Source organism: Amorphoplanes friuliensis DSM 7358, from assembly GCF_000494755.1.
GTDB lineage: Bacteria > Actinomycetota > Actinomycetes > Mycobacteriales > Micromonosporaceae > Actinoplanes > Actinoplanes friuliensis.
On sequence record NC_022657.1, the window covers coordinates 3,622,374 to 3,645,236 of the forward strand.

25 protein-coding genes are annotated in these 22,863 nt (G+C 70.5%); 6 read left to right on the top strand and 19 right to left on the bottom strand.

Annotation, left to right across the window (positions count from 1 at the left end; translation table 11 throughout):
• Window positions 1-25 precede the first annotated feature (25 nt).
• From AFR_RS16875 to AFR_RS16905, 7 genes are all read right to left on the bottom strand, one after another.
• Window positions 26-979, bottom strand: a complete 954-nt coding sequence (locus AFR_RS16875) for a hypothetical protein (protein WP_023361725.1) — start codon at window positions 977-979, stop codon at window positions 26-28.
• Between the two features lie 173 nt (window positions 980-1,152).
• Window positions 1,153-1,527 (bottom strand): hypothetical protein, encoded by a 375-nt coding sequence (locus AFR_RS16880; protein WP_023361727.1) that lies wholly within the window; start codon window positions 1,525-1,527, stop codon window positions 1,153-1,155.
• 540 nt (window positions 1,528-2,067) lie between these two features.
• Entirely contained in the window at window positions 2,068-2,853 is a 786-nt protein-coding gene (locus tag AFR_RS16885) for a hypothetical protein (protein ID WP_023361729.1), read from the bottom strand.
• Window positions 2,850-3,368: a SigE family RNA polymerase sigma factor gene (locus AFR_RS16890; RefSeq protein ID WP_023361731.1), complete on the bottom strand. Its 519-nt coding sequence runs from the start codon at window positions 3,366-3,368 to the stop codon at window positions 2,850-2,852. Before AFR_RS16890 ends, AFR_RS16885 begins: the two co-directional genes overlap by 4 nt.
• A 91-nt stretch (window positions 3,369-3,459) precedes the next feature.
• Window positions 3,460-4,437 carry a glycerophosphodiester phosphodiesterase family protein gene (locus AFR_RS16895; RefSeq protein ID WP_023361733.1) on the bottom strand — a complete coding sequence of 326 codons (978 nt, stop codon included), beginning with the start codon at window positions 4,435-4,437 and terminating at the stop codon, window positions 3,460-3,462.
• Window positions 4,438-4,649: 212 nt separating this feature from the next.
• Window positions 4,650-5,360 (bottom strand): maleylpyruvate isomerase family mycothiol-dependent enzyme, encoded by a 711-nt coding sequence (locus tag AFR_RS16900; RefSeq protein WP_023361735.1) that lies wholly within the window; start codon window positions 5,358-5,360, stop codon window positions 4,650-4,652.
• A complete protein-coding gene (locus AFR_RS16905) occupies window positions 5,357-5,800 on the bottom strand; it encodes a MarR family winged helix-turn-helix transcriptional regulator (RefSeq protein WP_023361737.1) in 444 nt (147 codons plus the stop codon). Before AFR_RS16905 ends, AFR_RS16900 begins: the two co-directional genes overlap by 4 nt.
• 147 nt (window positions 5,801-5,947) lie before the next feature.
• Between AFR_RS16905 and AFR_RS48400 the strand changes: the two genes are divergently transcribed.
• A complete protein-coding gene (locus tag AFR_RS48400) occupies window positions 5,948-6,079 on the top strand; it encodes a hypothetical protein (RefSeq protein ID WP_274519519.1) in 132 nt (43 codons plus the stop codon).
• Between the two features lie 8 nt (window positions 6,080-6,087).
• Here the strand turns inward: AFR_RS48400 and AFR_RS16910 are convergent, their stop codons facing one another.
• Window positions 6,088-7,086, bottom strand: coding sequence for an S-adenosylmethionine:tRNA ribosyltransferase-isomerase (locus tag AFR_RS16910; RefSeq protein ID WP_041840923.1), 999 nt, complete (start codon window positions 7,084-7,086; stop codon window positions 6,088-6,090).
• Window positions 7,083-7,793, bottom strand: a complete 711-nt coding sequence (locus AFR_RS16915) for an SDR family NAD(P)-dependent oxidoreductase (protein WP_023361741.1) — start codon at window positions 7,791-7,793, stop codon at window positions 7,083-7,085. The genes AFR_RS16910 and AFR_RS16915 overlap by 4 nt, the downstream gene beginning before the upstream one ends.
• A gap of 123 nt (window positions 7,794-7,916) precedes the next feature.
• Between AFR_RS16915 and AFR_RS16920 the strand changes: the two genes are divergently transcribed.
• The 4 genes from AFR_RS16920 to AFR_RS16935 all read left to right on the top strand — a co-directional run bounded on the left by AFR_RS16920 (window position 7,917) and on the right by AFR_RS16935 (window position 11,940).
• Window positions 7,917-9,038 (top strand): GAF domain-containing sensor histidine kinase, encoded by a 1,122-nt coding sequence (locus AFR_RS16920; protein ID WP_023361743.1) that lies wholly within the window; start codon window positions 7,917-7,919, stop codon window positions 9,036-9,038.
• The gene (locus tag AFR_RS16925) at window positions 9,031-9,663 is read left to right on the top strand and encodes a response regulator (RefSeq protein WP_023361745.1); all 633 of its coding nucleotides are present in this window, start codon (window positions 9,031-9,033) and stop codon (window positions 9,661-9,663) included. The genes AFR_RS16920 and AFR_RS16925 overlap by 8 nt, the downstream gene beginning before the upstream one ends.
• 47 nt (window positions 9,664-9,710) lie before the next feature.
• A complete protein-coding gene (locus tag AFR_RS16930) occupies window positions 9,711-10,148 on the top strand; it encodes a MarR family winged helix-turn-helix transcriptional regulator (RefSeq protein ID WP_041840924.1) in 438 nt (145 codons plus the stop codon).
• Window positions 10,149-10,500: 352 nt separating this feature from the next.
• On the top strand, window positions 10,501-11,940 hold the full coding sequence (locus AFR_RS16935; RefSeq protein ID WP_023361749.1) for an MATE family efflux transporter: 1,440 nt from the start codon (window positions 10,501-10,503) through the stop codon (window positions 11,938-11,940).
• A 24-nt stretch (window positions 11,941-11,964) separates the two neighbouring features.
• Here AFR_RS16935 and AFR_RS16940 read toward each other — a convergent pair whose 3' ends face one another.
• Both AFR_RS16940 and AFR_RS16945 read right to left on the bottom strand, forming a co-directional pair.
• Window positions 11,965-12,771 carry an SAM-dependent methyltransferase gene (locus AFR_RS16940; protein WP_023361751.1) on the bottom strand — a complete coding sequence of 269 codons (807 nt, stop codon included), beginning with the start codon at window positions 12,769-12,771 and terminating at the stop codon, window positions 11,965-11,967.
• Between the two features lie 11 nt (window positions 12,772-12,782).
• Entirely contained in the window at window positions 12,783-13,472 is a 690-nt protein-coding gene (locus AFR_RS16945; protein ID WP_023361753.1) for a DivIVA domain-containing protein, read from the bottom strand.
• Between the two features lie 205 nt (window positions 13,473-13,677).
• On the opposite strand from AFR_RS16945, the gene AFR_RS16950 reads away from it, so the two are divergent.
• On the top strand, window positions 13,678-14,757 hold the full coding sequence (locus AFR_RS16950) for a LacI family DNA-binding transcriptional regulator (RefSeq protein WP_023361755.1): 1,080 nt from the start codon (window positions 13,678-13,680) through the stop codon (window positions 14,755-14,757).
• Here AFR_RS16950 and AFR_RS16955 read toward each other — a convergent pair.
• Genes AFR_RS16955 through AFR_RS16990 form a run of 8 tightly spaced genes read right to left on the bottom strand, consistent with a single transcriptional unit; the run spans window position 14,658 to window position 22,814 of the window.
• Complete coding sequence (locus AFR_RS16955; protein ID WP_023361757.1) at window positions 14,658-15,908, bottom strand: lactate racemase domain-containing protein; 1,251 nt, start codon at window positions 15,906-15,908, stop codon at window positions 14,658-14,660. The genes AFR_RS16950 and AFR_RS16955 overlap by 100 nt on opposite strands.
• Entirely contained in the window at window positions 15,905-16,762 is an 858-nt protein-coding gene (locus AFR_RS16960; protein WP_023361759.1) for a sugar phosphate isomerase/epimerase family protein, read from the bottom strand. The genes AFR_RS16955 and AFR_RS16960 overlap by 4 nt, the downstream gene beginning before the upstream one ends.
• Window positions 16,759-17,805 carry a Gfo/Idh/MocA family protein gene (locus AFR_RS16965; RefSeq protein ID WP_023361761.1) on the bottom strand — a complete coding sequence of 349 codons (1,047 nt, stop codon included), beginning with the start codon at window positions 17,803-17,805 and terminating at the stop codon, window positions 16,759-16,761. The genes AFR_RS16960 and AFR_RS16965 overlap by 4 nt, the downstream gene beginning before the upstream one ends.
• Entirely contained in the window at window positions 17,802-18,629 is an 828-nt protein-coding gene (locus tag AFR_RS16970) for a sugar phosphate isomerase/epimerase family protein (RefSeq protein WP_023361763.1), read from the bottom strand. The genes AFR_RS16965 and AFR_RS16970 overlap by 4 nt, the downstream gene beginning before the upstream one ends.
• A 20-nt stretch (window positions 18,630-18,649) precedes the next feature.
• A complete protein-coding gene (locus tag AFR_RS16975; protein ID WP_023361766.1) occupies window positions 18,650-19,633 on the bottom strand; it encodes a Gfo/Idh/MocA family protein in 984 nt (327 codons plus the stop codon).
• Complete coding sequence (locus tag AFR_RS16980; protein ID WP_023361768.1) at window positions 19,630-20,493, bottom strand: carbohydrate ABC transporter permease; 864 nt, start codon at window positions 20,491-20,493, stop codon at window positions 19,630-19,632. Before AFR_RS16980 ends, AFR_RS16975 begins: the two co-directional genes overlap by 4 nt.
• Window positions 20,490-21,476, bottom strand: a complete 987-nt coding sequence (locus AFR_RS16985; RefSeq protein ID WP_023361770.1) for a carbohydrate ABC transporter permease — start codon at window positions 21,474-21,476, stop codon at window positions 20,490-20,492. The genes AFR_RS16980 and AFR_RS16985 overlap by 4 nt, the downstream gene beginning before the upstream one ends.
• Before the next feature lie 6 nt (window positions 21,477-21,482).
• On the bottom strand, window positions 21,483-22,814 hold the full coding sequence (locus AFR_RS16990; RefSeq protein WP_041840925.1) for an ABC transporter substrate-binding protein: 1,332 nt from the start codon (window positions 22,812-22,814) through the stop codon (window positions 21,483-21,485).
• Window positions 22,815-22,863 lie beyond the last annotated feature (49 nt).

A 22,863-nucleotide genomic window follows, 5' to 3' on the forward strand; every position in this document is an offset into this window, starting at 1 on the left:
CTCCGTCGGCGGCTGTTGTCGCTGCTCAACCGGTCACGCCGGCGGCCGACTGGAGCATCGCGTCGATCGCCTTCTTGATGTCGGCGAGCCGCTCCTGGTTCTTTTCGATCAACTTCTCCTCGTACGCCGCCTCGACGGTGAACCAGACGCCGACGAGGTTGACCTTCTGTTTGCACTCGACGTCGGCGACGGCTGTCCGGATCTCCAGCGCGCTGGGCACCGGCTGGGCGAGGCTGCTCTTGAGGATCTCGCCGTCGAGCGGCTGGAACGGGTCGCTGTAATCGAAGCCGTCCGTTTTCATGCACGCGGACCACTCGGCGAACTTGCCGGTGACACGGCGGTCCGCGTCGGCCTGCTTGCCCGCGGCCAGCTCGATGTCGCTGGCGAACTGCCCCGGGTCGACCCGCTCGTACGCGTCCGCGCTGAGCTTGCTTTTGCTCTCGCCCATGCAGCCGCCGGCGGGGATCTCGGCGCCGTTGGCGGCGGTGCCCGTCTGCTTGCCGGTGCCGGTCGGGTCGGGAGCGCCGTAGAGCACCAGGCTCAGCTCCTTGGTGACCGGCTCGGCAGGTGGGCGACTGGTCTGCCCGTCGCTGCCACCCGGCTGGTGATAGCCGTACTTCGCTGCCACCGCTCCGTCGGTGATGCCGTACCGGCGGCTGTTGGAAGCGTCCATCGGCTGTGACGCCGGGACCTCCCGCAGCGACGGCGGGAAGCCGAAGCGGGCGAGGCACTTGTTGGCCAGCACCGTCTGGGCGTTGTTGAGCTGGCGGGTCTTCTCGGGTGTCAGCTTGTAGGCCTCGACGGGGAAGACCTTGCCGTCCAGCAGGTCGAGCTGGGGCGCGGCCCCGACCACGGGCGGGGAGTTGACGGTCAGCGCGTCCGAGGCGGCGCCGGGCTGCTTGTCGTCGCTGCAGCCCGCCGCGACGAGGCACAGCGCGAGGGCGGCCGCCAGCCGGACCGGCGTGGTGTACCTGTTCATGGTGGTCCTCTCATCATCGGAGAAAAAGGGGCAGCGCGACGATTCATGCGGAATACGGAAAGCGCGCGATCGTGTCCTTTGCGGAATACAGCAAAGGCGCGCGGCAGGGCCCGGGAGGCCGTGACGAAGTAACGCCGGCCTCCCGGGTCGATGATATTTACTGCGCGTCGTTCCTAGGTGCAGGAACGCCAGCTCTGCGAGCGGTTGTTGTTGTTCAGCTCGTCCAGGGTCGAATCGCGGTCGCCGACGTAGCCGTTCCAGTTCAGTTCCTTGACGCGGCCGGTCTGGGTGCCGTGCTCCCAGATCCGGGCGACGCACCGGGTGTCGGCGTTGACGCCGGAGCCGGCGTTGTTGGCGACGTCCTGATAGGCGCCCGCGCCGGTGTTGCTGAACTCGTAGGCGTAGAGGTCGTTGACCCAGCCGTTGATCGCTGCGCGCGAGCCCCGGTAGGACGACTGGAAGTAGTAACACATCGGGCCGAACGAGGTGGCGCTGCAGTTGCTGCTGGCGGTTGTGGCAGCGGCCGGGCTGGCCGAGAGGGCCACCATGCCCGCTCCGACGAGAGCTGCGGCGAATCCGGCCCGGGATGCGAGACCCAGGTGACGGAGTACCCTGCTTCCTGTCCTCATGTTGACTCCTTTGGTCGATGAGCGAGGACAACTGGGTGGTCGCGGCCTGGCCGCCGCGGCCACCCACCTGACTGTGATCAGGACCGGCTGACTGTGATCAAAGGTCGGCACGGTTCCCGATCATTGGATCAATCCAAAGGCGAGCATAGTTGTCGGCCAATCTCTTCGCTGTCCCTTCCGGCGCGGAAGAAATGCATTCCCGGCAGTCCGGTCACGGCGTGTAATGCTCATCGATCATGCAAAACCGGGTAACGCGCTGAATGCCGCATGTCACAGCCTTGTGAACGCTGATTCGACGGCGTCAAATACACACGGTGTGTGGAGCGGCTTCGGTAAATCTTTTGACACTGTCCTGCTATTCGGTCACCCGGCGAGTTGTTGATCTCAGAAAGCGGCCACCATAGATCCACATTGGACCGGACGATTAGTGGATCGCCACTTTCGTCCGATAGTGGCGATCTAGTTCGGGGCGCCGCCCTCGCCGGTCGGTGCCGTGTTCCACCGCTTGCTCGTGGCGATCTCCTGAAGCTGCGCACCGGTCAGCGCGGGCGCCGGCCGCGTCACCTCGCCGGAGGAGACGTCCACGGCGTTCCAGACGGTGACGACCACCCGCTGCCCGTCAGGCCCGAGCACGTCCACCTGCCGCCGGACGATTTCCGAGGCGCCCGGCTCGTCGGCCGGACCGTCGATGGACACGATCCGCGTCCTGTCGTCCCGGGTCGCCGCGGTGCACTCGGTGCCCTGCGGATCCGTCCGCTTGGCGCAGTCGTACCGGTCGAGGAGATCCGCCGGAGAGGCCTTCCCCGCGTCGGTGGAGAACTCAGGATCGACGTTCACCTCGACGGTGGTGCGGCCACCGGCGTCCTTGACCACCAGACTCGCGAACCCCTTACGGGCCACCTCGTTGCTGACCCGGCTGCCCTTCGGCAGCAACGTCCGCAGGGTGTCGAGAGCCGTTGTCGCCGTGAGGGGCGTCCGGGCCTGTGCCGACGGTGTGCCGGCGGGCGCCGCCGTCGCCGGGGCCACGCCGTCGGTCGGCTCGGGGGTGGCCGCAGGCCCGGACCAGGTCACTCCGGCGGCCACCAGCACGCCCAGCGTGGCCGCACCAGCGAGTCCGACCCCGGCGCGCCGCCGCCGCTGGATCGAACGGGCCCGGCTGAACACCTCGGCCGTTCCCGCCCCGGGCGGTGGCTCGTGGGTGGTCGCGTGCTCCAGCAGATCCCTGAGGTGGTGCTCTCCGGTCATTTTCCGCCTCCTCCGTTCAGCGACAGCTCCGGCCGGACCCCGGCGAGGGATCCGCGCAGCGTGGCCATGGCCTTCGCGCACTGGCTCTTGACGGTGCCGGTGGAGACGCCCAGTGCCTCCGCCGTCTCCTCCGTGCTCCGGTCCTCCCAATAGCGCAGCACCACCGCCGCACGCTGCCGGGGCGGCAACGCGCGGAGAGCGGCGAGGACTGTCAGGGAGAGTGCCCGGTCGCCGTCGGCCACCGGTTGTTCGTGCAGCTCCGCCAGCGGGCGCTCGCGCTGCCACGGATGGCGGCGCCGATGGTCGAGGTAGACCCTGGTCAGAACCGTCCGGGCGTACGCGTCGAGGCTGTCGATCGTGCGGCGCCGCGCCGCGACGACCACCTTGGCCAGGGCGGTCTGCACCAGGTCCTCGGCCCGGTGCCAGTCACCGCACAGCAGGTAGGCAGTGCGGCGCAGGTGCAGATATCTCGCCTCGACGAACGACTGCAACTCGGTCTCGATGTCCGTGACCACGGACGCTCCCTCTGCCGGCTTGAGCTCTCACCCGTACTAGACAGGGTGCGCCACGGTCCGGTTGCCCCGCGTACGGGAGATTTTCTGGCGGTCACGGACGCAGGACGGGGGAGATCCGGTCGGTGCGGTTGGTCCAGAGCCACCCGGACCAGCCCGCGGGCATCGTCTCGAGGTCCTCAGGCCGGTCGAACCCGGCCGACCAGGGCCCGTCACCGGCCACGAGGATCACGCGGGTGTCCGCCTCGCGCATGCGGTCGGCGAAGAGGAGCGGCCAGCCCCACATGAGGCGGCCGTAGCGTTCCGGCAGATGCAGCTCGGTGTGCCGGCAGGCGCCGGGGACGTGGCCGCTCCAGCCGAGCGCGAGGTACCCGGTCAGGCAGGACTTCATGATCTTCCGTGAGGTGGCGCGCACCTGCGGAAGGCGGCTCCTGACAACCTCGACCGGCGCGTCGCCGCCGTAGACGCCGATGGTGGCGAGCCGCTCCGCGGGCAGGGTGGCGAGGTAGGCGGCCAGGCGTTCACCCTCGTCCGCCTCGTCGTTCTTGAGGTCGATGAGCAGCTCCCGGTCCGGGAAAGCGGCAACCACCTCCTCGACGGTCACCAGCAGACCGGATCCCTTACCCCGCAACGGGTACGTGGCACCGCCGTCCGCGGTGTACCCGTGGCCGAGGTCGAGCCGCCGCAGCTCCGCGAGGGTGTGGTCGCGGATCCGGCCGGAGCCGTCGGTCCGGCACTCCAGCGTGGAGTCGTGGAACACCACCAGGCGATCGTCGGCGGTGACCTGCACGTCGAACTCCAGCATGTCCGCACCGGCCTCGAACGCCGCCCGCATCGACGCGAGGGTGTTCTCCAGGTACGCGTGATCCGGCGGGTGGATGCGCGCGGCCGTACAGGTGTTGTTGTCCACTCCGTCGAGCGGGAAGGTCTGCGCGATGCCCCGGTGAGCGAGGAGTAGAGGGCGGCCGTCGTCGTCGCCCCACAACGCGGAGCTGTTCGCGGTGAAGAGCCCCGCGGTGGTCAGCAGGACGACGCCGAGGGTGATCAGAAGGCGGCGCCGGCGTCTGTTCATCCGATCATCCTGCCGGTCCGGGCCGGGAGCCCGGACAGCCGGTGGACGTGGCCGGCCCCAGCTTCAAACAGGTTGCCGGTCGGCAACGAGGCCTGGGCCCGATCGGTAGCGGCCTTCGCAGCCTCACCGAAACCTTCTCGGGTACGGGGAGAGCTGCTCAGTGGTCGGGGCAGGCCGGGTGGACCTGGGTGTCGTTGCTGCTGGACCGCGGTTCACAGCCGGGCCTGGAGGGTGGCGAGGCCGGGGCCGTGCAGGTCGGCCAAGGCGGCCCGACGTCCCGTGACAGCCAGGCCCAACGCCTCGAGCGGCCCGCTGATCAGGGCGCCGGCACCCGGACCCCAGCCGGTGCCGTGACCAGGGCTGGTGTTGTGGTCGGAGTTGGTGTTGGGGCCCGAGCCGGTGTTGGGGCCCGAGTCGGTGAGGAAGGCGGTGGCTTCGAGCCGGAGGCCGTCGAGTCGGCCGGGCGGCACGAGGGCCGGGGCCACGCCGGGTGAGGTCAGATGGTCGAGCAGGAGGCGCCAGTGCTCGGCCGGCACGTCCGCCGCCAGCCCCAGCGGGCGCGCGATGTCGCGCAGGTGGATGCAGGTCTCGGCGAAGGGGCCGAACGGTCCGACACGCGGCGGATCGACCCGGTCGGCGGCGTGCTCGCGCAGGAGGGCGATCAGCTCCGCGCGGGGCCGTGCGGCGAGCCGCCGGGTGAAGTGGTCGACGGTCCGGGCGGTGTCACCGCGGTAGCGCAGCGCGGTGAGGAAGAACCGTCCGAAGCCGACCAGCATCGGCTGGACCAGGTGGGCGGCCAGGTGGTGCACGGTCCAGCCCTCGCACAGCGTGGGTGCGGCCCACTGGTCGTCGTCGAGCGTCTCCAGGAAGTCGGCGATCATGCGGCGGTTGGCGCTGGTCAGGCCGAAGACGTCGGAAGTCATGACTGGCGGCGGACGTCACGGCTGAGAGCACCGAGGACCTTGGCGGCGGTGGTGATCTCCGCCAGGGTGCACTCCGGTGCCAGTGCGGCGAGCCGGTGCAGTTCGTCGTCGCGGATCTTGGTGATCACCGCGGTGCCCGTGGGGGTGAGGGCGATCAGGACCGAACGCCGGTGGGCCGGGTTCACCCTCCTCTCGGCGTGGCCTCGGTCGATCAGGTCGTTGACGTGCCGCTGGACACCCTGCCGGGGCAGGTCCAGGAGCTCGCCGAGCGCCGGCGCCGTGGCCGGGCCGTGCTCGGTGAGGACCTCCAGTACGGCTCGCATGCCGACGGTCAGCCCTTGGGGGCGCAGGGTCGCCTCGACCACCCGCGCCGAGTTGAGCACGAGCGGCCGGACGTGCCGGAGGACCTCGTAGAGCGCGACTCCGCGGCGCTGTGACATGACAACAATGATGTCATCTCTCTGCCAAAAGTTGTAGATCCGCGCTGCTCGAAACCCCGCTGAGCGTCGATGCGGCACCGGCCGTCCGGGCGACATAGTCGTCCTCATCGCGGCACCGGCCGCTGACGACACGAGGGAGACACGACGATGGCAAGCCACACGAGCGTTCGGGGCGCGGGCCCGCTGCGGGAGATCCTCTCCGACCCGGCCGTGGTCCGGCTCGGGCTCTTCGCCGCTGGGCTCCCGCTGCTCCTGCTGATGGTCGCGGTCCTGCTCTGAGCACGGTGTCACGGCAGGAGCAGGTTGACGTCGCCGAACTCGTGCCACAGGTAGCGGGCGTCGAGCGCCTCCGCGTAACAGCGTTCGAGCAGCGGTGTCCCCGCGACGGCCGCCAGCATGTCGAGGTGTGAAGCACGCGGCTCGTGAAAGCCGGTGAGCAGCCCGTCGACCGCGCGCAAGCCACGGTCCGGGGTGATCACGAGCTCGGTCCAGCCCTGCGCCGGGCCGTCCCAGGCGGTCTCCAGCGCCCGGACCGCGGTCGTGCCGACCGCGATGATCCGGCCACCGTCGGCCCGGGCCCGCGCGACCAGCCGTCTGCTGGCCGGGGGCACCACAAATCTTTCCGGGTACGGCCGCTCGTGCGCCTCCGGCGACGCCACACCGGTGTGCAGCAGCACGGGGGCGAACAGAACGCCCGCGGTGACGAGCCGGGTGACCAGCACGTCGGTGAACGGCCGCCCCGCACTCGGCATCTCGGCGCTGCCGGGACTGACCCCGAAAACCGTCTGGTACGCCGCCAGTGGCCACCTCCGCCGCACATAGCCGTACCGGATGGGTCGGCCGTGGGCGTACAGGAAGGCCTGCACGGAGCGGGCGCCGCCGGTCACGACCTCGGCCCGCCACAGGCGTCCGGCCGACCACGGCTCCCCCAGGACGACTGCCCCGCCGCCGGGAAGCGGATAACGCCGGCCGCTGGAGCCCTCGGGGAACGGTTCGGTGGCCTTGCCGCGGTTGCGGCGCAGCTCGACGAGCCAGGAGCCGTCGTCGCACTCGGTCGAGAAGTGGACGGTCAGCGGGCTGTCGGTCACCGGCACCGCCGCGGGCAGCGTGGCCGAGGTGTTGACCACCAGGACGTCGCCGGGCCTCAACAGGTCCGGTAGGTCGGTGAACCGGTGATGCGTGACCCGGCCGCTCGATCGCTCGCCGACCAGCATCCGCACACCGTCGCGCGCGGGCGGCGGCCGGTCGGCCTCCAGCGCCGGTGGCAGCGCGAAGTCGATCATCATCGGCTGGCCCCGGTGAGCAGGTCGGCGAGGCGGAACCGCCCCGACGGCGGTGCGTCGGCGAGCAGCTTCAGGAAGGCTGGAACCACCGTCTCCGGCAGTGGCCGGTCGCTGATGTCGGTGCCCGGGAACGCCTCCTGGTGCATGCGGGTGCGCAGATCACCCGGGTCGACCGACCACACACGCAGGGTCGGCTCCTCGACGGACAGCACGCTGGTGACCTGCTCGGCGGCGGCCTTGGCCGAGGCGTACCCGCCCCAGCCCGGGTACGCCTCGACCGCCGCGTCGGAGGTGACGGTCACGATCGCGCCGTCCCTGGACCGCAGTGCGGGCAGGGCGAGCTGGATCAAAGCCAGCGGCGCGACGACGTTGACCTCGTGAACCTCCCGGAACGCGTCGAGCGGGTGATCGGCGAGTGACGGCAGCGGGCTCGGTCCGAGGATGCCGGCGTTGTTGACCAGCAGGTCGGGCCCGCCGAGCCGGTCGGCCGCCTCGATCAGCGCCCGGCGGTGCGCGGCGTCGGTGACGTCCCCGGGTATGGCGACGACGCGGTCCCCGGCGCCGAGCTCCGCGATCGCGGCGGTCAGGTCCGCGGCGCCGCGGGCGTCGACGACCAGCCGCCAGCCGGCGCCGGCCAGACCGGCGGTGAGGGCAAGGCCGAGCCCCCGGGACGCCCCGGTGATGATCGCTACTGGGTTGTCGGATCTCATGCCGCCGACGCTAGGGCCGTCCGGGTTCTTTGCCATCAGCCTGGAGACTCACCCGGCGTCAGACCATGGAACTACGCCCTTGGTCCGATCCCGCCCGGGCCCGGGCTGAGTACGGTTCATCCCATGACCGCCTGCGACCGCGCCGAGCTCCGGGAGGTGAGTGAGGCCGTGCTCGCCGTCACCGCCCGCCTGTCGGTCCGCGACGTCCTGCAGACGATCGTCGCGTCGGCCCGCCGCCTGCTCGATGCTCGATATGCCGCTCTGGGTGTGCCCGGTCCGGCGGACACCTTCGCGGAGTTCCTGACCGACGGCATCAGCGACGAGCAGTGGCGGGCGATCGGCCCGCTCCCACGCCGGCACGGCCTGCTCGGGGCGATGCTGCGCGACCCGGAGCCGGTCCGGCTGACCGACGTGCGGTCGCATCCGCGGTTCGGCTGGTGGCCCGCCGCCCATCCGGAGCTGACCGACTTCCTCGGCGTGCCGATCCTGCACGGCGACGAGATCCTCGGCAGCATCTTCCTGGCCAACAAGACCAGGCCGGGCGGTTTCACCGCCGATGACGAGGAGCTGCTGCGCCTGCTCGCCGCCCACGCGGCGATCGCCCTGGTCAACGCCCGGCTGTACGAGCAGAGTCGCGAACTGTCCATCGTGGCCGAGCGCAACCGCATCGCCCGGGAGCTGCACGACGCGGTGGCCCAGAAGCTGTTCAGTCTCCGGCTGACCGCCGACGCCGCGGCGACCCTCGTCACCCGGGATGCCACGAGGGCGCTCGCGGAGCTCGACACCGTCCGCCGCCTGGCCGCCGAGGCCACCGAGGAGTTGCGCGCGATCGTGGTGGGTCTGCGCCCGGCCGAGCTGGCGGGGGACGGCCTCGACGTGGCGCTGCGCAAACAGGCCGACCTGCTCGACCGTGTCCATGCGCCCGCGGTCCGTTTTGCCGGCGCTGCGGTGCCACGCCTGCCGGCCGTCCGCGAGGAAGCGGCGTTCAGGATCGCCCAGGAGGCGTTGCACAACGCCTTGCGGCACGCCGGGCCCGGGGTGGTGACCGTGACGCTGCGGGCCGCCGGCGGCTCGGTGGTGCTCGAGGTCGGCGACGACGGCCGGGGTTTCGACCCGCGGGAGGCGTCGCGTCAGTTCGGCCTGGCCTCGATGCGCGAGCGGGCCCGGGGCGCGGGCGGCCGGCTCGACGTGCTGTCGCGGCCGGGAGAGGGCACCACCGTGCGTCTGGAGGTGCCCCTTGAGTGAGCCGATCCGGGTGCTGGTGGTCGACGATCATCCGGTGGTGCGGCAGGGTCTGCGCACGTTCCTGGACCTGCAGGACGACCTGAGCGTCGTGGGCGAGGCGGCCGACGGGACGACGGCGGTGGCCGTGGCGGAGGAGCTGCGCCCGGACGTGGTTCTGCTCGATCTGTGGATGCCCGGATCGGACGGGCTGACGGCGCTGCGCGGGCTGCGCGCCTCCGGCAACCCGGCCCGGGTCCTGATCATCACGAGCTTCACCGAGCCGGCGACGGTGCTGCCCGCGCTGCGGGCCGGTGCGCACGGTTGTGTCTCCAAGGACATCGACCCGCCCGCGCTGGCCTCGGCGATCCGCGCGGTGCATGCGGGTCACGTCCTACTCGATCCCGACATGGCGCGGATGCTGGCGCAGGGGGAGCAGCGCCGGACCGAGACGCGGCTGACCGCTCGCGAGCACGAGGTGCTGGCCGCGATCGCGCGTGGCCGGGCCAACCGGGAGATCGCCCGCGAGCTCGGCCTGGCCGAGAAGACGGTGAAGACCCACGTCAGCGCGATCCTGACCAAGCTCGGTGTGCAGGACCGCACTCAGGCCGCTCTGCACGCGGTGCGCACCGGGATCGTCGACCCCTGACAGTTTGAGCGTTGACAGTTAGGGCTCTAACGGTTAGTGTTCTGACCATGGAAGCACCGAGGATGACCACCGCACTCGAACTGGTCCGCTGGATCGGGTGGGCGCAGCGCAAGGCCGGGGAGGACTGGATCCGCGCCCGCGAGCTCAGTCACGAGCAGGCCTTCGTGCTGGGCTATCTGGTGCGGAACCCTGGTGCGATCCAGCGCGACATCGCCGAGGTCAGCCGCACCAGCGCCGCGAGCGTCTCCAGCCTGCTCCAGGGCCTCGAGCGCCGTGACCTGGTCGAACGCCGCACCGAGCCCGGCAACGAGCGCAGCAAACGCGTCCACGCGACAGCGGCCGGCGCCGAGCTCATCGCCGGGTTCGAGTCGGCGATGGCCGCCGCCGACGAGACGATCCTGGCCCCGCTGGACGAGACCGAGCGGGCCACCCTGCAGACCCTCCTGAACAAGATCACCGCGCAGCTCCCGCAACCGTCCCGGTAACCCACCAGCCCGGAACGCGCCGGCGACACCGGCGCACGCCCGACCCTGCCTGAAAGCGCCTCCAACCGCGGCGCGCGCCTGACCCTGCCATGAACGCGCCGGCAACCGCGGCGCGCGCTCGACCCTGCCTGGAGGCGCGCCGACCGCGGCGCACGCTCGACCCTGCCATGAACGCGCCCGCAACCGCGGCGCGTGCTCGAACCTGCCTTGAACGCGCCCACGGAGAGCGTCGGCGTGCCCCGAATCCCGCCTTGAACGCGCCTGCGGACACCGTCGGCGTGCCCTCGAACCTGCCCGGACGCGCCGGTGGATGCCGTCGTGCGCTCGGTCCTGCCCACACGAAGGAGCAGTCATGAGCACTGCGAACCTGGACAACCCGGCGACAGCCGCGGCCGTCGGCACCAACCGCTGGTACCTCTCGGCCGCCCCGATCACCCGTGCCCTTGTGCACCTCTGTTTGCCGATGGCCGCTGCGATGATCGTCGGCGCCGTCTACAACCTGATCAACGCGGGTTTCATCGGCTCGCTGCACGACACCGCGCTGCTGGCCGCGGTCACCCTGGGTGCCCCGATCCTCGGACTGGTCATGGCGGTCGGCAACGTCTTCGGTGTCGGTGGCGGCGCGCTCGTGTCGCGGCTGCTCGGCGCGGCGGAGCACGACCCGGCGCGGGCCGGGGAGATCAAGCACGTCTCGTCGTTCGCCTTCTGGGGTTCGGTGCTGGTCGGGGTGGTGATCGGCGGTGCCGGCCTGCTCCTGCTGCACCCGCTGGTGGCGCTGCTCGGCGCGGATGCCGCCGCCGTGCCCGCGACGAACGCCTTTGTCGGCGTCATGCTGGCCTTCGTCCCGGTGCTCGCCGCGTCGGTGTGTCTCGAGCAGCTCGTCCGGGCCGAGGGTGCCGCCCGGCAGGTGATGATCGGTCTGATCGCCTCGACCGTGGCGAACCTCGTCCTCGACGTGCTGTTCATCCTGGTCCTGCACTGGGGTGTCGCCGGCGCGGCGCTGGCGACCGGTCTCGCGAACCTGGTCGTCATCGGCTACTTCGCCTTCTGGCTGCAGCGCAACAGCGAGCACATCAGGCTCGCGCCGCGCTGGTTCACGCTGTCGCCGGCCGTGCTCAAGCCCGTGCTCGGTGTCGGTGTCGGCACGCTGCTCCAGTCGGCCTTCCTGATCGTCACGTCGCTGGTGCTCAACAACCTCGCGGCGGCCTACGGTGACGGACCGCTGGCGGCGATGGGTGTTGCGGTCCGCATCGCCCAGGTGCCGGAGTTCCTGATCATGGGGGTCACGTTCGGTGTCCTGCCGCTGCTCGCCTACTCGTACGGCAAGGGGGACGGCGGCCGTCTCGCGGCGGCGCTGCGGGGCTCGGCGGTCACGGTCGGTGGCATCGCGCTGATCTTCTCGGTGGTGGTGTTCGTCTTCCGGGAGCAGCTGTTCTCCGCCTTCGTGGCGGATCCCTCGGTCCTCTCGATCGGCGTCACCATCATGACGGCGCAGCTGGTGGCGATGATCGCGAACGGCTTCACGGGTCTGATCACGTCGCTCTTCCAGGCGGCCGGCCTGGCGATGGCGGCGACCGTGATGTCGGTGACCCAGGGTGTCCTTTTCATCCCGGTGGTGCTCCTCGGCAACCTCTGGTTCGGGCTGCCGGGCATCATCTGGGCGCTCACCGTCACCGAGGGCGCTGTGCTGGTCGCCGGGGCCGTGCTGTGGCTCGCCTACCGTCGGAGCATCGACCGTGGTCTGGCCGAGGGCAGCCCGGAACGCGCCGAGGAGGCACTCGAGCAGGCCTGATCAGACCCGCCGGGTGGACCTGTTTCAGGGCTTCCGGGCGAGCCCGCAGAACTGGTAGACGTCGGTGCCGGCGGTCGGGTCGCCGGGCTCGGGACGCCACTTCGTGCAGGTCACCACCCCCGGCTCCAGGAGGTCGAGACCCTCGAAGTACTCCAGGAGGCCGGCCTTGCTCCGCAGGGTGATCGGCGGCTTGGCGGTCTCGTTCCACTGGCGGGCCGCGACCGCCGACTCCTCCGGCCGGATCTCCGTGGTCGGGTGCGCGAGCGCCAGATAGCTGCCGGACGGCACGGCCGCCATGACGTTCCGGACGACGGCGCGGGCCTCGTCGTCGTCGCCCACGAAGTTGAGGACGCCGAGCAGCATGACGGCGACCGGCTGCGTCAGGTCGAGTGTCCTCGCCGCACCGTCCAGGATGGCGGTGGTGTCCCGGGCGTCCGCGTCGAGATAGTCGGTCGCGCCCTCGTCGGTGCTGGTCAGCAACGCCCGGGCGTACGCGAGCACCATCGGGTCGTTGTCGGCGTAGACGATCCGGCTGTCGGGTGCGAGCGCCTGCGCCACCTCGTGGGTGTTGTTCGCGGTGGGCAGACCCGTACCGATGTCGAGGAACTGACGGATGCCGGCACCGACCAGGACGCGGACGGCGCGCTGGAGGAACGCGCGGTCGGCCCGCGCCGAGGTCACGATGTCGGGCAGGAACCGCTGGACCTGATCACCGACGGCGCGGTCGGCGGCGAAGTTGTCCTTGCCGCCGAGCCAGTAGTTCCAGATGCGCGCGGTGTGCGGGACCGTGCTGTCGATCGCGGGTGGCGATGCACCGGAGCTCTCAACCATGGTGCACGGTCTCAGGTCGAGGACGAGACGCTGTCGAGATCCTGCAGCTGCTGCGTCAGGTGGCTGTTCAGCGCGGACTGGTAACTCTGCGCGAGCTGTCCGAGCCGCTCGATCTCGTCCAGCAGCGCCGCGCGCTTGGTGCCCAGGCTGTTCATCGCCTCACTGTGGTTGCGACGGGCGTCACCCTCGATCGTCCCGGCCTTGAGCTGGGCGTCGCTGGTGATCTGGTCGGACTTGTCCCGGGCGTCGTTGAGCAGGGCGTCCGACTCCATCCGCGCGTCGCGCATGTGGTCGTCGGCCGTGCGCTGCGCCATCATCAGGACCCGCGCGTTGCGGTCGTCGCTGTCGGGCGAGGACACCGGGGCGGCCGGGGTGGCGTTGCGGGCCTGCTCGAGGCGGGCCTGGATGCTGCGGGCGTTCTGCTCGGCCCGGGCGCGGGCCTCCTGCATGCGCTCCAGCTGGGCGCTGAGGTCGGAGAACTCGGCGTTGAGGGCCATCGACGAGGGAGCCGGGCCGGACGGGCCACCGGCGCCGCCGCGCTGGACCTGGCCGTGCAGGGCGTTGTTCTCCTCGAGGAGACGGATCAGCTCCTGCTCGAGCTCGTCCAGGAAGGCGTCGACCTCTTCCTCGTCGTACCCGCGCTTCCCTATCGGCGGCTTCTTGAAGGCCATGTTGTGGATGTCGGCCGGCGTTAACGGCATCGTGCTCCTCGGATCATCTCGGGTGCAGGCGTGCGGCCGGAATCCTACGCAACTCACTCCACCCTCGGGGCCGCCGCGGGGCCGGTCCGTGTGCTGTCTCGCAGAACCTGGCGATATCTCACCCTAGGTGATCTCAGCCCTGCGTACTGTCCTCACCGGCCGCGGTGGGGTCCCACTTCGGCAAACAGCACGTAACATGCGGGACATGGATCGGCGCCCGACGATCTACGACGTCGCCCTGGAAGCGGGGGTGGCGGCCTCCACCGTGTCCCGGGCCTACGCGCGGCCGGGCCGGGTCAACGCCGAGACCGCGCAGAAGATCTTCGAGGCGGCCGAACGCCTCGGGTACCGCACCGGCCGGGGCGGCGGTCAGCGTCCCGGCGACCGGATCGCGCAGGAGTCGATCGCGCTGGTCATCGCCGACGTCACCAACCCGTTCTACGGCGAGATCATCAAGGGTGGTTACGAGGCCGCCCGGGAGGCCGGTTACCAGCTGATCCTCTCCCACACGAACGAGTCGCCGGAGGTCGAGCGGCAGACCATCGAGCGGGAGCTGGAGCAGGTCGACGGCATCGTCATCGCCAGCTCGCGGATGACCGACTCGTCCCTGCGCATGGTGATCAAGCAGAAGCCGGTGGTCCTGCTCAACCGGATCATCCCCGAGGCGAGCTGCGTGGTGAACGACATCGACCGCGGCATCCGGCGGGCCGCGGAGCACCTCGGGTCGCTGGGCCACGAGCGGATCTTCTACGTCGCCGGTCCGGAGACCAGCTGGTCGGACGGCATGCGCTGGCGGGCGTTGCGCGAGGCCGCGGCCGAGCTGGAGCTCGAGGTGCGGCGCATCGGCCCGAACGAGCCCACCGTCCTGGCCGGTCTGAGCGCGGCCCGGCGGGTGGCGCAGGCCGGGGCGACCGCGGTGCTGGCGTACAACGACGCGGTGGCCATCGGTGTGATGAAGGGCCTGCGCAAGCTCGGTGTCGCCGTGCCGGACGAGGTCAGCGTGGTCGGCTTCGACAACATCATCTTCGACGAGCTGGTCGAGCCGGCCCTGACCACGATCGCCTCGCCGCTCTACCGCATGGGCTTCACCGGCGTGCAGAACTGCATCGCGGTCGCCCAGGGTGCCCGCTCCCGGGGCGCGCCGCTGGTGCTGCCCGTCCGGCTGGTCATCCGGCAGTCGACCGGTCAGTGCAGACGGAAGAGGACCTCCCCGGCGCGCGGCACGACGAGCGTGTCGGGATCCGCCTCGAAGGCCGCGACGTCGATCGTCCCCGGGTCGCGATAGCCCAGGTTGACCGACCGGCAGACTTCCTCGGGGATGCCGGTGGCCAGGGTGACGTTCACCCGCAGCCGCTCCTCGCCGGTCGCCGCGTCGTACGTGCCGGCGCCGCGCAGGTGCGTGGAGTGGGCGAGCACACCCCAGTGGATGCCGCTGAAGGTGTCCCACTGCTTCACGAAGTAGTCGCGGCAGTGGTAGCCGATCTCGTGGATCTGCGGGTGGCTGGTGGCGATCTCGGTGATGTGCGGGGCGTAGAGGATGACCTCGCCGCCGTCGGCCACCACGGGCTCCACCTTGTAGAACCCCTTGGCGCCGGTCCAGATCTCGTCGTACATGGCCGGGATCAGCGAGAGGACCCGGCGTACGGGGGCGTCGAGGTAGGTGACGTGCGTGGCGGCGCTGATCTCGGCCGCGCTCTCCCACGACGAGATGCAGTCGCCGAAGGACACCGAGTGCAGCCCGGCCGGTTCGGCGGTCACGACGCACAGGGCGTACGTGTCGGCGGGGATCAGGGCCGCGCCGTCGTTGATCAGCGCGCGCACCGGGGTCAGATCGGTGGTCCCGATGATCTCCGCGGAGGTGATCAGCGCGCCCAGCCAGTGCGACACGTCGATGATCCGCTGGCCGGCGACGCCGGGGAAGAAGTACTTGTTGCCGCCGGACATGCCCACCACCTCGTGCGGCAGCACCGGGCCCACGACCAGCGCGACGTCGTGGTCGACGACGGCCCGGTTGAGCAGGACCTCCACGTCGCCGCTCATCCGGCCCTCGGACAGCTCCTCGAGCCGGGCCGAGGGGACGGTGCCGAGGTGCGCGAACGTCTCCGGCAGCCACCACTCGTGGTTGAGGACAGTCGTGCCCGGATAGATCTCTCCCAGCTCACGCCCGGCGTAGCCGAGGTGCACCGCCAGCGCCTCGTCGTTCATCGGCGCGTGGGTGCCCAGGGCGATCAGCACGGTGAGGCGGGACACCCGGCCGTGCAGGGCCCCGTGGACCGCGCCGACGAGCAGGGGGAGCGGGCAGACACGCGTACCGTCGGGGACCAGGACGCAGACGCTGCGACCGTCGAGGTCGAGGCCTCCGAGCTGGTCGGTGACGAACTGCCGGACCTCGTCCTCGGTGAGGATGCGGTCGGCGCCGCCGATGCGTGCGCTCATGAGAGTGCCCCCTTGGCCCACTCGAGGGAGATCCGGTGGGACTCCTTCTTCGAGTCCATGCTGGGCTCGTCCACCTCGATCATGAAGTCGCCGTCGTAACCGGCCGGGACGGCCGCCAGCACGGCGTCGAGGTCGATCACACCACGACCGGGCTCGGCCCACAGCCGCTTGGTCGCCTGCACCTCGTGGTAGCTCATTCCGTGGCGGCTCGCGGGGCTCAGGTAGTCGGGGAAGCAGTCCTTGAGGTGGATGCCGCCGAGCCGGTCGGCGTACCGGGTGATGAACGGGGCCGGGTCGATCCCGGCCCAGCGCAGGTGGCCGGTGTCGGGCCCGAAGCCGATCACGCCGGCGCCGAGGTCGTCGAGCAGCCGGACGATCTCGTCCTCGGTCTCGAAGACGCCGCCGACGTGCGAGTGGTGCAGCGGCCGCAGCCCTTCGGCCTGCAGAACCCGGCAGACCGTGCCGCAGTTGTCGATCGCCCGGTCCAGCCGGCCGGCGTCAAAATCGGCTCCGACCGCCGGTTGCGCCATCCGGGCGGGCACGGCCATCGAGGAGATCATCGTACGGTCGAGCCCGAGCGCCACCTGGCCGGCCGCGAAGACCTTGGCCCGCTCGATCTCCTCGGCCAGCTCGACGGTCTCGTCGAACGGTGAGCTGAAGAGGCTGAGCGCGGGCGCGAGGCCGTAACCCGCGATCCACCCGGCGTACTCGGACGGGGTCATGCCGTCGGGGACGTCCGCCTTGACCGCGGTGAAGCCGATCTCCTGGAAGTCGCGGAACGCCTCGTCGAACACCTCACGGGTCTTGCCCGCCCGGCTCCAGTACGGGATCGGGTTGGCAGCGATGCGGTTCACAGGGCCACCGGCTTCCCCGTCCGCGCGGACTCGTAGGCGCCGGTGATCACCGCGATCGACCGGCGGTTGGTCTCCAGGTCGACCCGCAGCTCCTCGGTGCCGTCGAGGGCGCCGAGGAAGTTGAGGTACTGCAGGCGGTGCGCGTCGGAGAGCATCCCGGGGTTGCTGCCGGCGGTCGGCATCTCCCGCTGCGCGGTGACGCCCATCAGCCGGTCGTCGGGCTCGGCACCGGGTGCGGTGGTGTGCAGGAACGACAGCTGGTCGTTGTCGATCACCGCCGAGCCCCGGTCACCGTGGACCTGCAACCGCGCGCTCAGCCCCGGGTACGCGGCCGTCGTGGCGTGCAGGACACCCAGCGCGCCGCTCTCGAACCGTACGACACCCGTCGCGACGTCCTCGACCTCGATCCGTTCGTGCGCCAGCGTGCCGGTGTAGGCGAACACCTCCACGGGCCGGCCCAGCGCCGCCACCAGCAGGTCGACGGTGTGCACACCCTGGTTCATCAGCGCACCGCCGCCGTCGAGGGCCCAGGTGCCACGCCAGTCGCCGGAGTCGTAGTACGTCTGCCCGCGCCACCAGTCGATCGAGGCGATGCCGGAGGTGACCCGGCCCAGCTCGCCGTTCGCGATGGCCGCCAGGGTCGTCTCGGTGGCCGGGTCGAAACGGTGCTGCGAGATGACGGTGATCAGGGTGCCCGCCTTGTCCCGGGCCTCGATGATGTCGTCGGTGCGTTCGACGGTGATGTCGGCCGGCTTCTCGACGATGACGTGCTTGCCGGCGGCGAGGGCCTCGATCGCCACCTCGGCGTGCCGGCCGGTCGGGGTGCAGACCACGACGATGTCGACGTCCACGGCGGCCAGCGCCTCGCTCAGCGTGGTGAAGGCCCGGCCACCACGCTCGGTGGCGAGGCGTTCGGCCCGGCCGAGCTCGACGTCGGCCACGGCCACCAGCTCGGCCCGGTCCGCCAGCTGACTGATGACGAGCCCGTGGTGCGTGCCGATGACCCCGGCGCCGACCACGGCGATCCTGCGGATGGTGCTCATGCGTACTCGATCCCCTCGGCCTTGAGCAGGTCGGTGAAGGCCTGCCACGCGGTGCGGAACAGGTCCGGGCCGGAGAAGCCGCCGGCGGCGGTCCCGGCGCTCAGGTGCGGTTCGAGGGAGAAGAACCCGTCGAAGCCGTCGTGGTGCAGAGCGCGCATCGTGCGGGCGACCTCGCCGTCACCCTCACCCGCCGGTACGACACTGCCGTCGGCGGCGCGCGCGTCCTTGATCTGGATGTACTCGACGTGCGGGCGCAGCACGGCGTACCCCTCGGAGTAAGGCTGGACGCCGACCTGGACGAAGTTCGCCGGGTCCCAGGCGAGCCGCAGGTGCGGGGAGTCGACCGACCGCACGATGTCCAGGCATCGGCTCGGCACGTCGCCGTAGATCTCCTTCTCGTTCTCGTGCAGCAGGACGAGGTCGGACTCCTCCGCGACCCGGGCCAGCGCGCGCATCCGCCGGATCACCTCGTCGCGGTGCGCGGCCGGATCTGCCCCCGGGCGCAGAAAAAAGGAGAAGATCCTGATGTACGGCGCACCGAAGAGGTGCGCGACGTCCGCGGCGTGCCGCATCCGGTCGAGGTGCGCCGGGAAGTCCTCGTCGATGAAGATCTTGCCGATCGGCGACCCGATGCTGGACACCTCCAGGTCGTACGCCTCCAGCGTCTCCTTCATCACGCCGAGCCGCGCGGGCTCGAGGTCGAGGATGTTGACCTCCCAGGCGCTGCGCAGCTCCACGTACTTCAGGCCCAGGTCCGCGGCGGTGCGGCACTGCTCGGTGAAGTCCGGCGAGATCTCGTCGATGAATCCGGACAGGGTCCACATCGGCGGTGTCCTTTCGTGCGTCAGCGGGGCTGGTGGTAGATCCGGTGGACCAGGCGCAGCGACCCGGCCCCCTCCTGCGGTGAGATCCAGAACGGTGCCGGTCCGGCCAGGGTCCGGTAGAAGTCGGCGATGAGCAGCTCGTGCGACGCTCCCCAGTACGCGCGTCCACCGCTGCCGGGCGGCCGTTCGGCGACCGTCTCGACACGCCCGTCCGCGTACGTGACGGTCAGGTCGCCGCGGATCAGCAGCACGGCGCGTTCGGTGACGATCTCGATGGTGACCGGCGAGTCGGTGACGTGCGTGACCGTGGCGAAGAAGGTGCTCCGGGCGCCGCCGGCGTGCTCGAGCACCGCGTGCGCGGTGTCCTCGACGTCGATGTCCTTCAGCAGGTAGCGGCCGCTGTGGCCGCGGACGCCGACGACGTCCCCGAGCAGCCATTGCAGCAGGTCGAGCGTGTGGATCGCCTGGTTGATCAGGACACCGCCGCCGCTGTTGCGGACCTGGCCGCGCCACGGACGGGCCGCGTAGTACGCCGCCTCGCGGTGCCACAGCACGGTGGCCGAGGCGCCGAGGACCGTGCCCAGCTCCCCGGACGCCAGCAGGTCGTGCGCGGCCCGGCTCGTCGTGTTGTACCTGTTCTGCAGGCAGATGCCGGCCCGCAGCTCGGGACGGGACCGGGTGGCCGCGACGAGCCGGTCGGCCTCCTCGACGGTGTGGGCGACGGGTTTCTCGACGAGGATGCCGGCGCCGGCGTCGAGGCAGTCGATCGCCACATCGACGTGCTGGTGGTGCGGGGTGGTGACGTGCACGACCTCCGGGCGTACGGCGGTCAGGAGCTCGTGGTGATCGGTGAACGCCGGGACGCCGTACCGTTCTGAAGCGGCCCGGGCCCGGCCGGGATCGGTGTCGCAGACACCGGCGAGCTCGACGCCGGGGAGCTCGGCGATCGCCTCCAGGTGCACGACCGACACGTCCCCGCAGCCGATGAGGGCAGCTCTGGTCACTTGACGCCTCCGGCGGTCAGGCCGCCGACCAGATAACGCTGGAACACCAGGTACAGCAGCACGACGGGTGCGGCGCAGATCAGCGCCGCCGCCATCATCTGCGAGTACACCGGCAGGGCGCCACCCTCCTGCGTGGTGCCGAAGATCTGCAGGGCAACCGCAGCCGTGTGCGTCTCGGGCCGGGTCAGCACCGAGGCGAAGAGCACGTCGTTCCAGCCGAGCAGGAACGCGAAGATGCCCGACACCACGATCGCCGGCAGGCTCAGCGGGACGATGATCCGGAACAGGATCACCAGGGTGGAGGCGCCGTCCGTGCGTGCCGCCTCCTCCAGCTCCCGCGGCAGCCCGCGCAGGTAGGTGACCATCACCCAGGTCGAGAACGGCAGGGCGAAGGTCAGGTACGCGAGGAACAGTCCCCACCGGGTGCCGATCACGGTCAGGCCGAGGTAGTTGCCCGCCGACGAGAACAGCACGAACACCGGCAGCAGCATCAGCGTGCCGGGCACACTCTGCAGGCCGACCAGACCCCGCAGGATCGTGAGCCGCCCGAAGAACGTGTACCGCACGAGCACGTACGCGGTGATCGTGCCGAGCAGCGCCGACGCGACCGCCACGAGCCCGCACACCAGTAGGCTGTTGCCGATGCCGGTGGTCAGATCGGCCGTGGTCCAGATCTTCGTGTAGCTCTCCCCGGAGAACGAGCCCGGCCAGAACTGCCCCTCGGCGACACCGACATCGGTGTTCAGCGAGGCGAGCAGGATGTAGAGGACCGGGACCAGCACCGCGGCGCACAACGCGACGGTGATGATCACCAGCAGGGGCCGGGGCAGGAGCCGGTGGGACTCGACGGCGGCCGTCATCTCCGGCCTCCTTCCTCGTGCACGTCCAGCCGGACCGCCCGCAGATAGGCGAAGAGCGGAACGGCGATCAGCAGCAGGGACACGATCGCCATCGCCGCGCTGAGCCCGAAGCGCAGGCTCTGGAAGCTCGTGACGTAGACGACCATCGGCATGACGTTGACGTCGTCCGGTGCGGGCGCACCGAAGAGCACGAACGGCAGCGTGAAGTTGTTGATGTGGTTGAGGGTGGCCAGTAGGCAGGCCAGCAGCACCGGCCCCCGCAGGTACGGCAGGATCACGCGCGTCAGCTTCGGCCACCAGTCCGCGCCGTCGATGGCGGACGCCTCGTGGACCTCGTTGTCGACGCTCTGCAGTGCCGCCAGGGCCATCAGGTAGATGAACGGCCAGGCCGCCCAGATCTCCACCAGGATCAGCGTCCAGTACGACTTCGGCCCGCTGAGCCACAGCCCGCCGGAGACACCCACCTTCTCCAGTGTCGTGTTGACGATGCCGTCGGGCTGCAGCATGGTCCGCCACACGGTCGCCACGACGAACGACGGCAGCACGTACGGGATCAGGAAGACCGCCCGCACGAAGGCGCGGCCACGGTAGGCGTTCTGGGTGACGACCGCGGCCGCCACCCCCAGCGGGACGGTCGCGACGGTCGCGATGACGGCGAACGACACGCTGATCCAGATCGAGTGCAGCAGCCCCGACTCGAACGCCTCGACGAAGTTGTCCAGGCCGACGAACGGCGCCTGGAGCCACCGGCGCAGCGTGTACTGGTCCAGGTCGATCAGCGCGATGTACACCGCCACCAGGAGCGGGAGACCGATGACGAGAGTCATCAGCAGTCCGCCCGGTGCGAGCAGCCACAGGGGGCGCTGCCGCTCGGTGACGCCGCGGCGCCGCCGCCCGGTGCTGTCCGGGGCCGGCCCGTCGCCTGCGGGTTCGGCGGGGGCCGGCTCGCCCAGTGTCGGTGTTGCCGTCCGGTCGTCGGCCATGACGGGCTACTTCACCCGGTCCAGCGAGGACTGTGCGGCCTTCTGCGCCGCGGCGAGGCGTTCGTCGATCTTCGCGTCGGTCATCGAACCACCGGCCAGGTCCGGGATCGACTGGACCACCGCGTTGGTCAGCGCCAGCTGGACGTCGGCCCAGGCCCCGCTGAACGGTGTCGCCACCGACTTGCCTTGTGCCTCGACGACCGCCTTCAGCTTCGGGTCCGCCGTCAGGGTCTGCGCGGCCGCGGCGTTCGCGGGCAGCTGTCCCAGGGCCTTGTAGATGTCGAGCTGCGCCTCCTGATCGGTGATCAGCTTGACGAACTGGAACGCCAGGTCCTTGTTCTTGGAGTAGTCCGCGACCAGCAGGTTGTCACCGGAGAGGATGCTCGCGGCCTCCACGCCGTTCGCGGGGCGGGTCGTCGCGCCCGGCGGGACGGTCGGCAGCAGCGTGAACGCCCACTTGCCCTTGACCGCGCCGTCATCGAGGGCCTTGGCGGCCAGCGCCGAGGTCAGCGCGAAGTAACCGGTCTTGCCCTTGGCGAACGCGGCCAGCGCCTGCGAGTTCGTCCAGCCGACAGCCGCGGGATCCACCACCTTGTCGGTGCCGATCCAGCCGAAGAACGTCTGGTACGCCTTCTTGGTCGCGGGATCGGTGATGCGTGCCGTCTTGCCGTCGACGATGGGGTTGCCCGCCTGCACCGACATGCCCCAGATGAACTTCCACGGGTCGAAGTTGTCCTTGTAGGCCACCGCGAGGCCGTACTGGTCTCCCTTGGTCAGCTGCTTCGCCTGCGCGGTCAGCTCGTCCCAGGTCGTTGCGGGTTTGTCGATGCCGGCCGCCTTCAGCAGCTCGGTGTTGTAGACCATGACGAACGGCCGGCCCACCCACGGGATGCCGATCTGGTTCTTCTCGTCCGGCCCGGAGATGCCCAGCGACGACGGGACGAACTTCTCCCGGCCGCCGATCTTCTTCCACTCCTCGTCGCCCAGGGTCACGAACGCCTTGGTCGAGTACGCCGTCGGGGTCAGGGTCGTGCCGATCGCGTACACGTCCGGGCCGCTGCCGGCGACCACCGAGGTCTGGATCTTCGTCAGCTCGTCGCTCGCGCTGGCGAACGTCTCGAACTTCACCTCGGCGCCGGTCTGCGCCTTGAACTTCTCGCTGATGGACTTCTGCCAGGCCTGCTGTTCCGCCGGGTACTGCGTGTTGGCGCCGATCAGCACGTTGAGGGTCTTGCCGCCGCCGTCACCGGAGTCGTCACCACCGCAGGCGCCGAGGGCTGCCGTCAGCACGGCCGCACCAGCCAGCGCCACCACCGCACGCGTTCGTCTCAAACCCATCGCGTTCTCCCTAGGTGTCGAAGAGTTACGAGATGGGTACGCCGACACA

Coding starts and splice junctions, on each gene's coding strand:
- AFR_RS16875 (WP_023361725.1), bottom strand. CDS start 979: ATGAACAGGTACACCACGCCGGTCCGGCTGGCGGCCGCCCTCGCGCTG.
- AFR_RS16880 (WP_023361727.1), bottom strand. CDS start 1,527: ATGGTGGCCCTCTCGGCCAGCCCGGCCGCTGCCACAACCGCCAGCAGC.
- AFR_RS16885 (WP_023361729.1), bottom strand. CDS start 2,853: ATGACCGGAGAGCACCACCTCAGGGATCTGCTGGAGCACGCGACCACC.
- AFR_RS16895 (WP_023361733.1), bottom strand. CDS start 4,437: ATGAACAGACGCCGGCGCCGCCTTCTGATCACCCTCGGCGTCGTCCTG.
- AFR_RS16900 (WP_023361735.1), bottom strand. CDS start 5,360: ATGACTTCCGACGTCTTCGGCCTGACCAGCGCCAACCGCCGCATGATC.
- AFR_RS16905 (WP_023361737.1), bottom strand. CDS start 5,800: ATGTCACAGCGCCGCGGAGTCGCGCTCTACGAGGTCCTCCGGCACGTC.
- AFR_RS48400 (WP_274519519.1), top strand. CDS start 5,948: ATGGCAAGCCACACGAGCGTTCGGGGCGCGGGCCCGCTGCGGGAGATC.
- AFR_RS16910 (WP_041840923.1), bottom strand. CDS start 7,086: ATGATGATCGACTTCGCGCTGCCACCGGCGCTGGAGGCCGACCGGCCG.
- AFR_RS16915 (WP_023361741.1), bottom strand. CDS start 7,793: ATGAGATCCGACAACCCAGTAGCGATCATCACCGGGGCGTCCCGGGGG.
- AFR_RS16920 (WP_023361743.1), top strand. CDS start 7,917: ATGACCGCCTGCGACCGCGCCGAGCTCCGGGAGGTGAGTGAGGCCGTG.
- AFR_RS16930 (WP_041840924.1), top strand. CDS start 9,711: ATGGAAGCACCGAGGATGACCACCGCACTCGAACTGGTCCGCTGGATC.
- AFR_RS16935 (WP_023361749.1), top strand. CDS start 10,501: ATGAGCACTGCGAACCTGGACAACCCGGCGACAGCCGCGGCCGTCGGC.
- AFR_RS16940 (WP_023361751.1), bottom strand. CDS start 12,771: ATGGTTGAGAGCTCCGGTGCATCGCCACCCGCGATCGACAGCACGGTC.
- AFR_RS16945 (WP_023361753.1), bottom strand. CDS start 13,472: ATGCCGTTAACGCCGGCCGACATCCACAACATGGCCTTCAAGAAGCCG.
- AFR_RS16950 (WP_023361755.1), top strand. CDS start 13,678: ATGGATCGGCGCCCGACGATCTACGACGTCGCCCTGGAAGCGGGGGTG.
- AFR_RS16955 (WP_023361757.1), bottom strand. CDS start 15,908: ATGAGCGCACGCATCGGCGGCGCCGACCGCATCCTCACCGAGGACGAG.
- AFR_RS16965 (WP_023361761.1), bottom strand. CDS start 17,805: ATGAGCACCATCCGCAGGATCGCCGTGGTCGGCGCCGGGGTCATCGGC.
- AFR_RS16970 (WP_023361763.1), bottom strand. CDS start 18,629: ATGTGGACCCTGTCCGGATTCATCGACGAGATCTCGCCGGACTTCACC.
- AFR_RS16980 (WP_023361768.1), bottom strand. CDS start 20,493: ATGACGGCCGCCGTCGAGTCCCACCGGCTCCTGCCCCGGCCCCTGCTG.
- AFR_RS16985 (WP_023361770.1), bottom strand. CDS start 21,476: ATGGCCGACGACCGGACGGCAACACCGACACTGGGCGAGCCGGCCCCC.
- AFR_RS16990 (WP_041840925.1), bottom strand. CDS start 22,814: ATGGGTTTGAGACGAACGCGTGCGGTGGTGGCGCTGGCTGGTGCGGCC.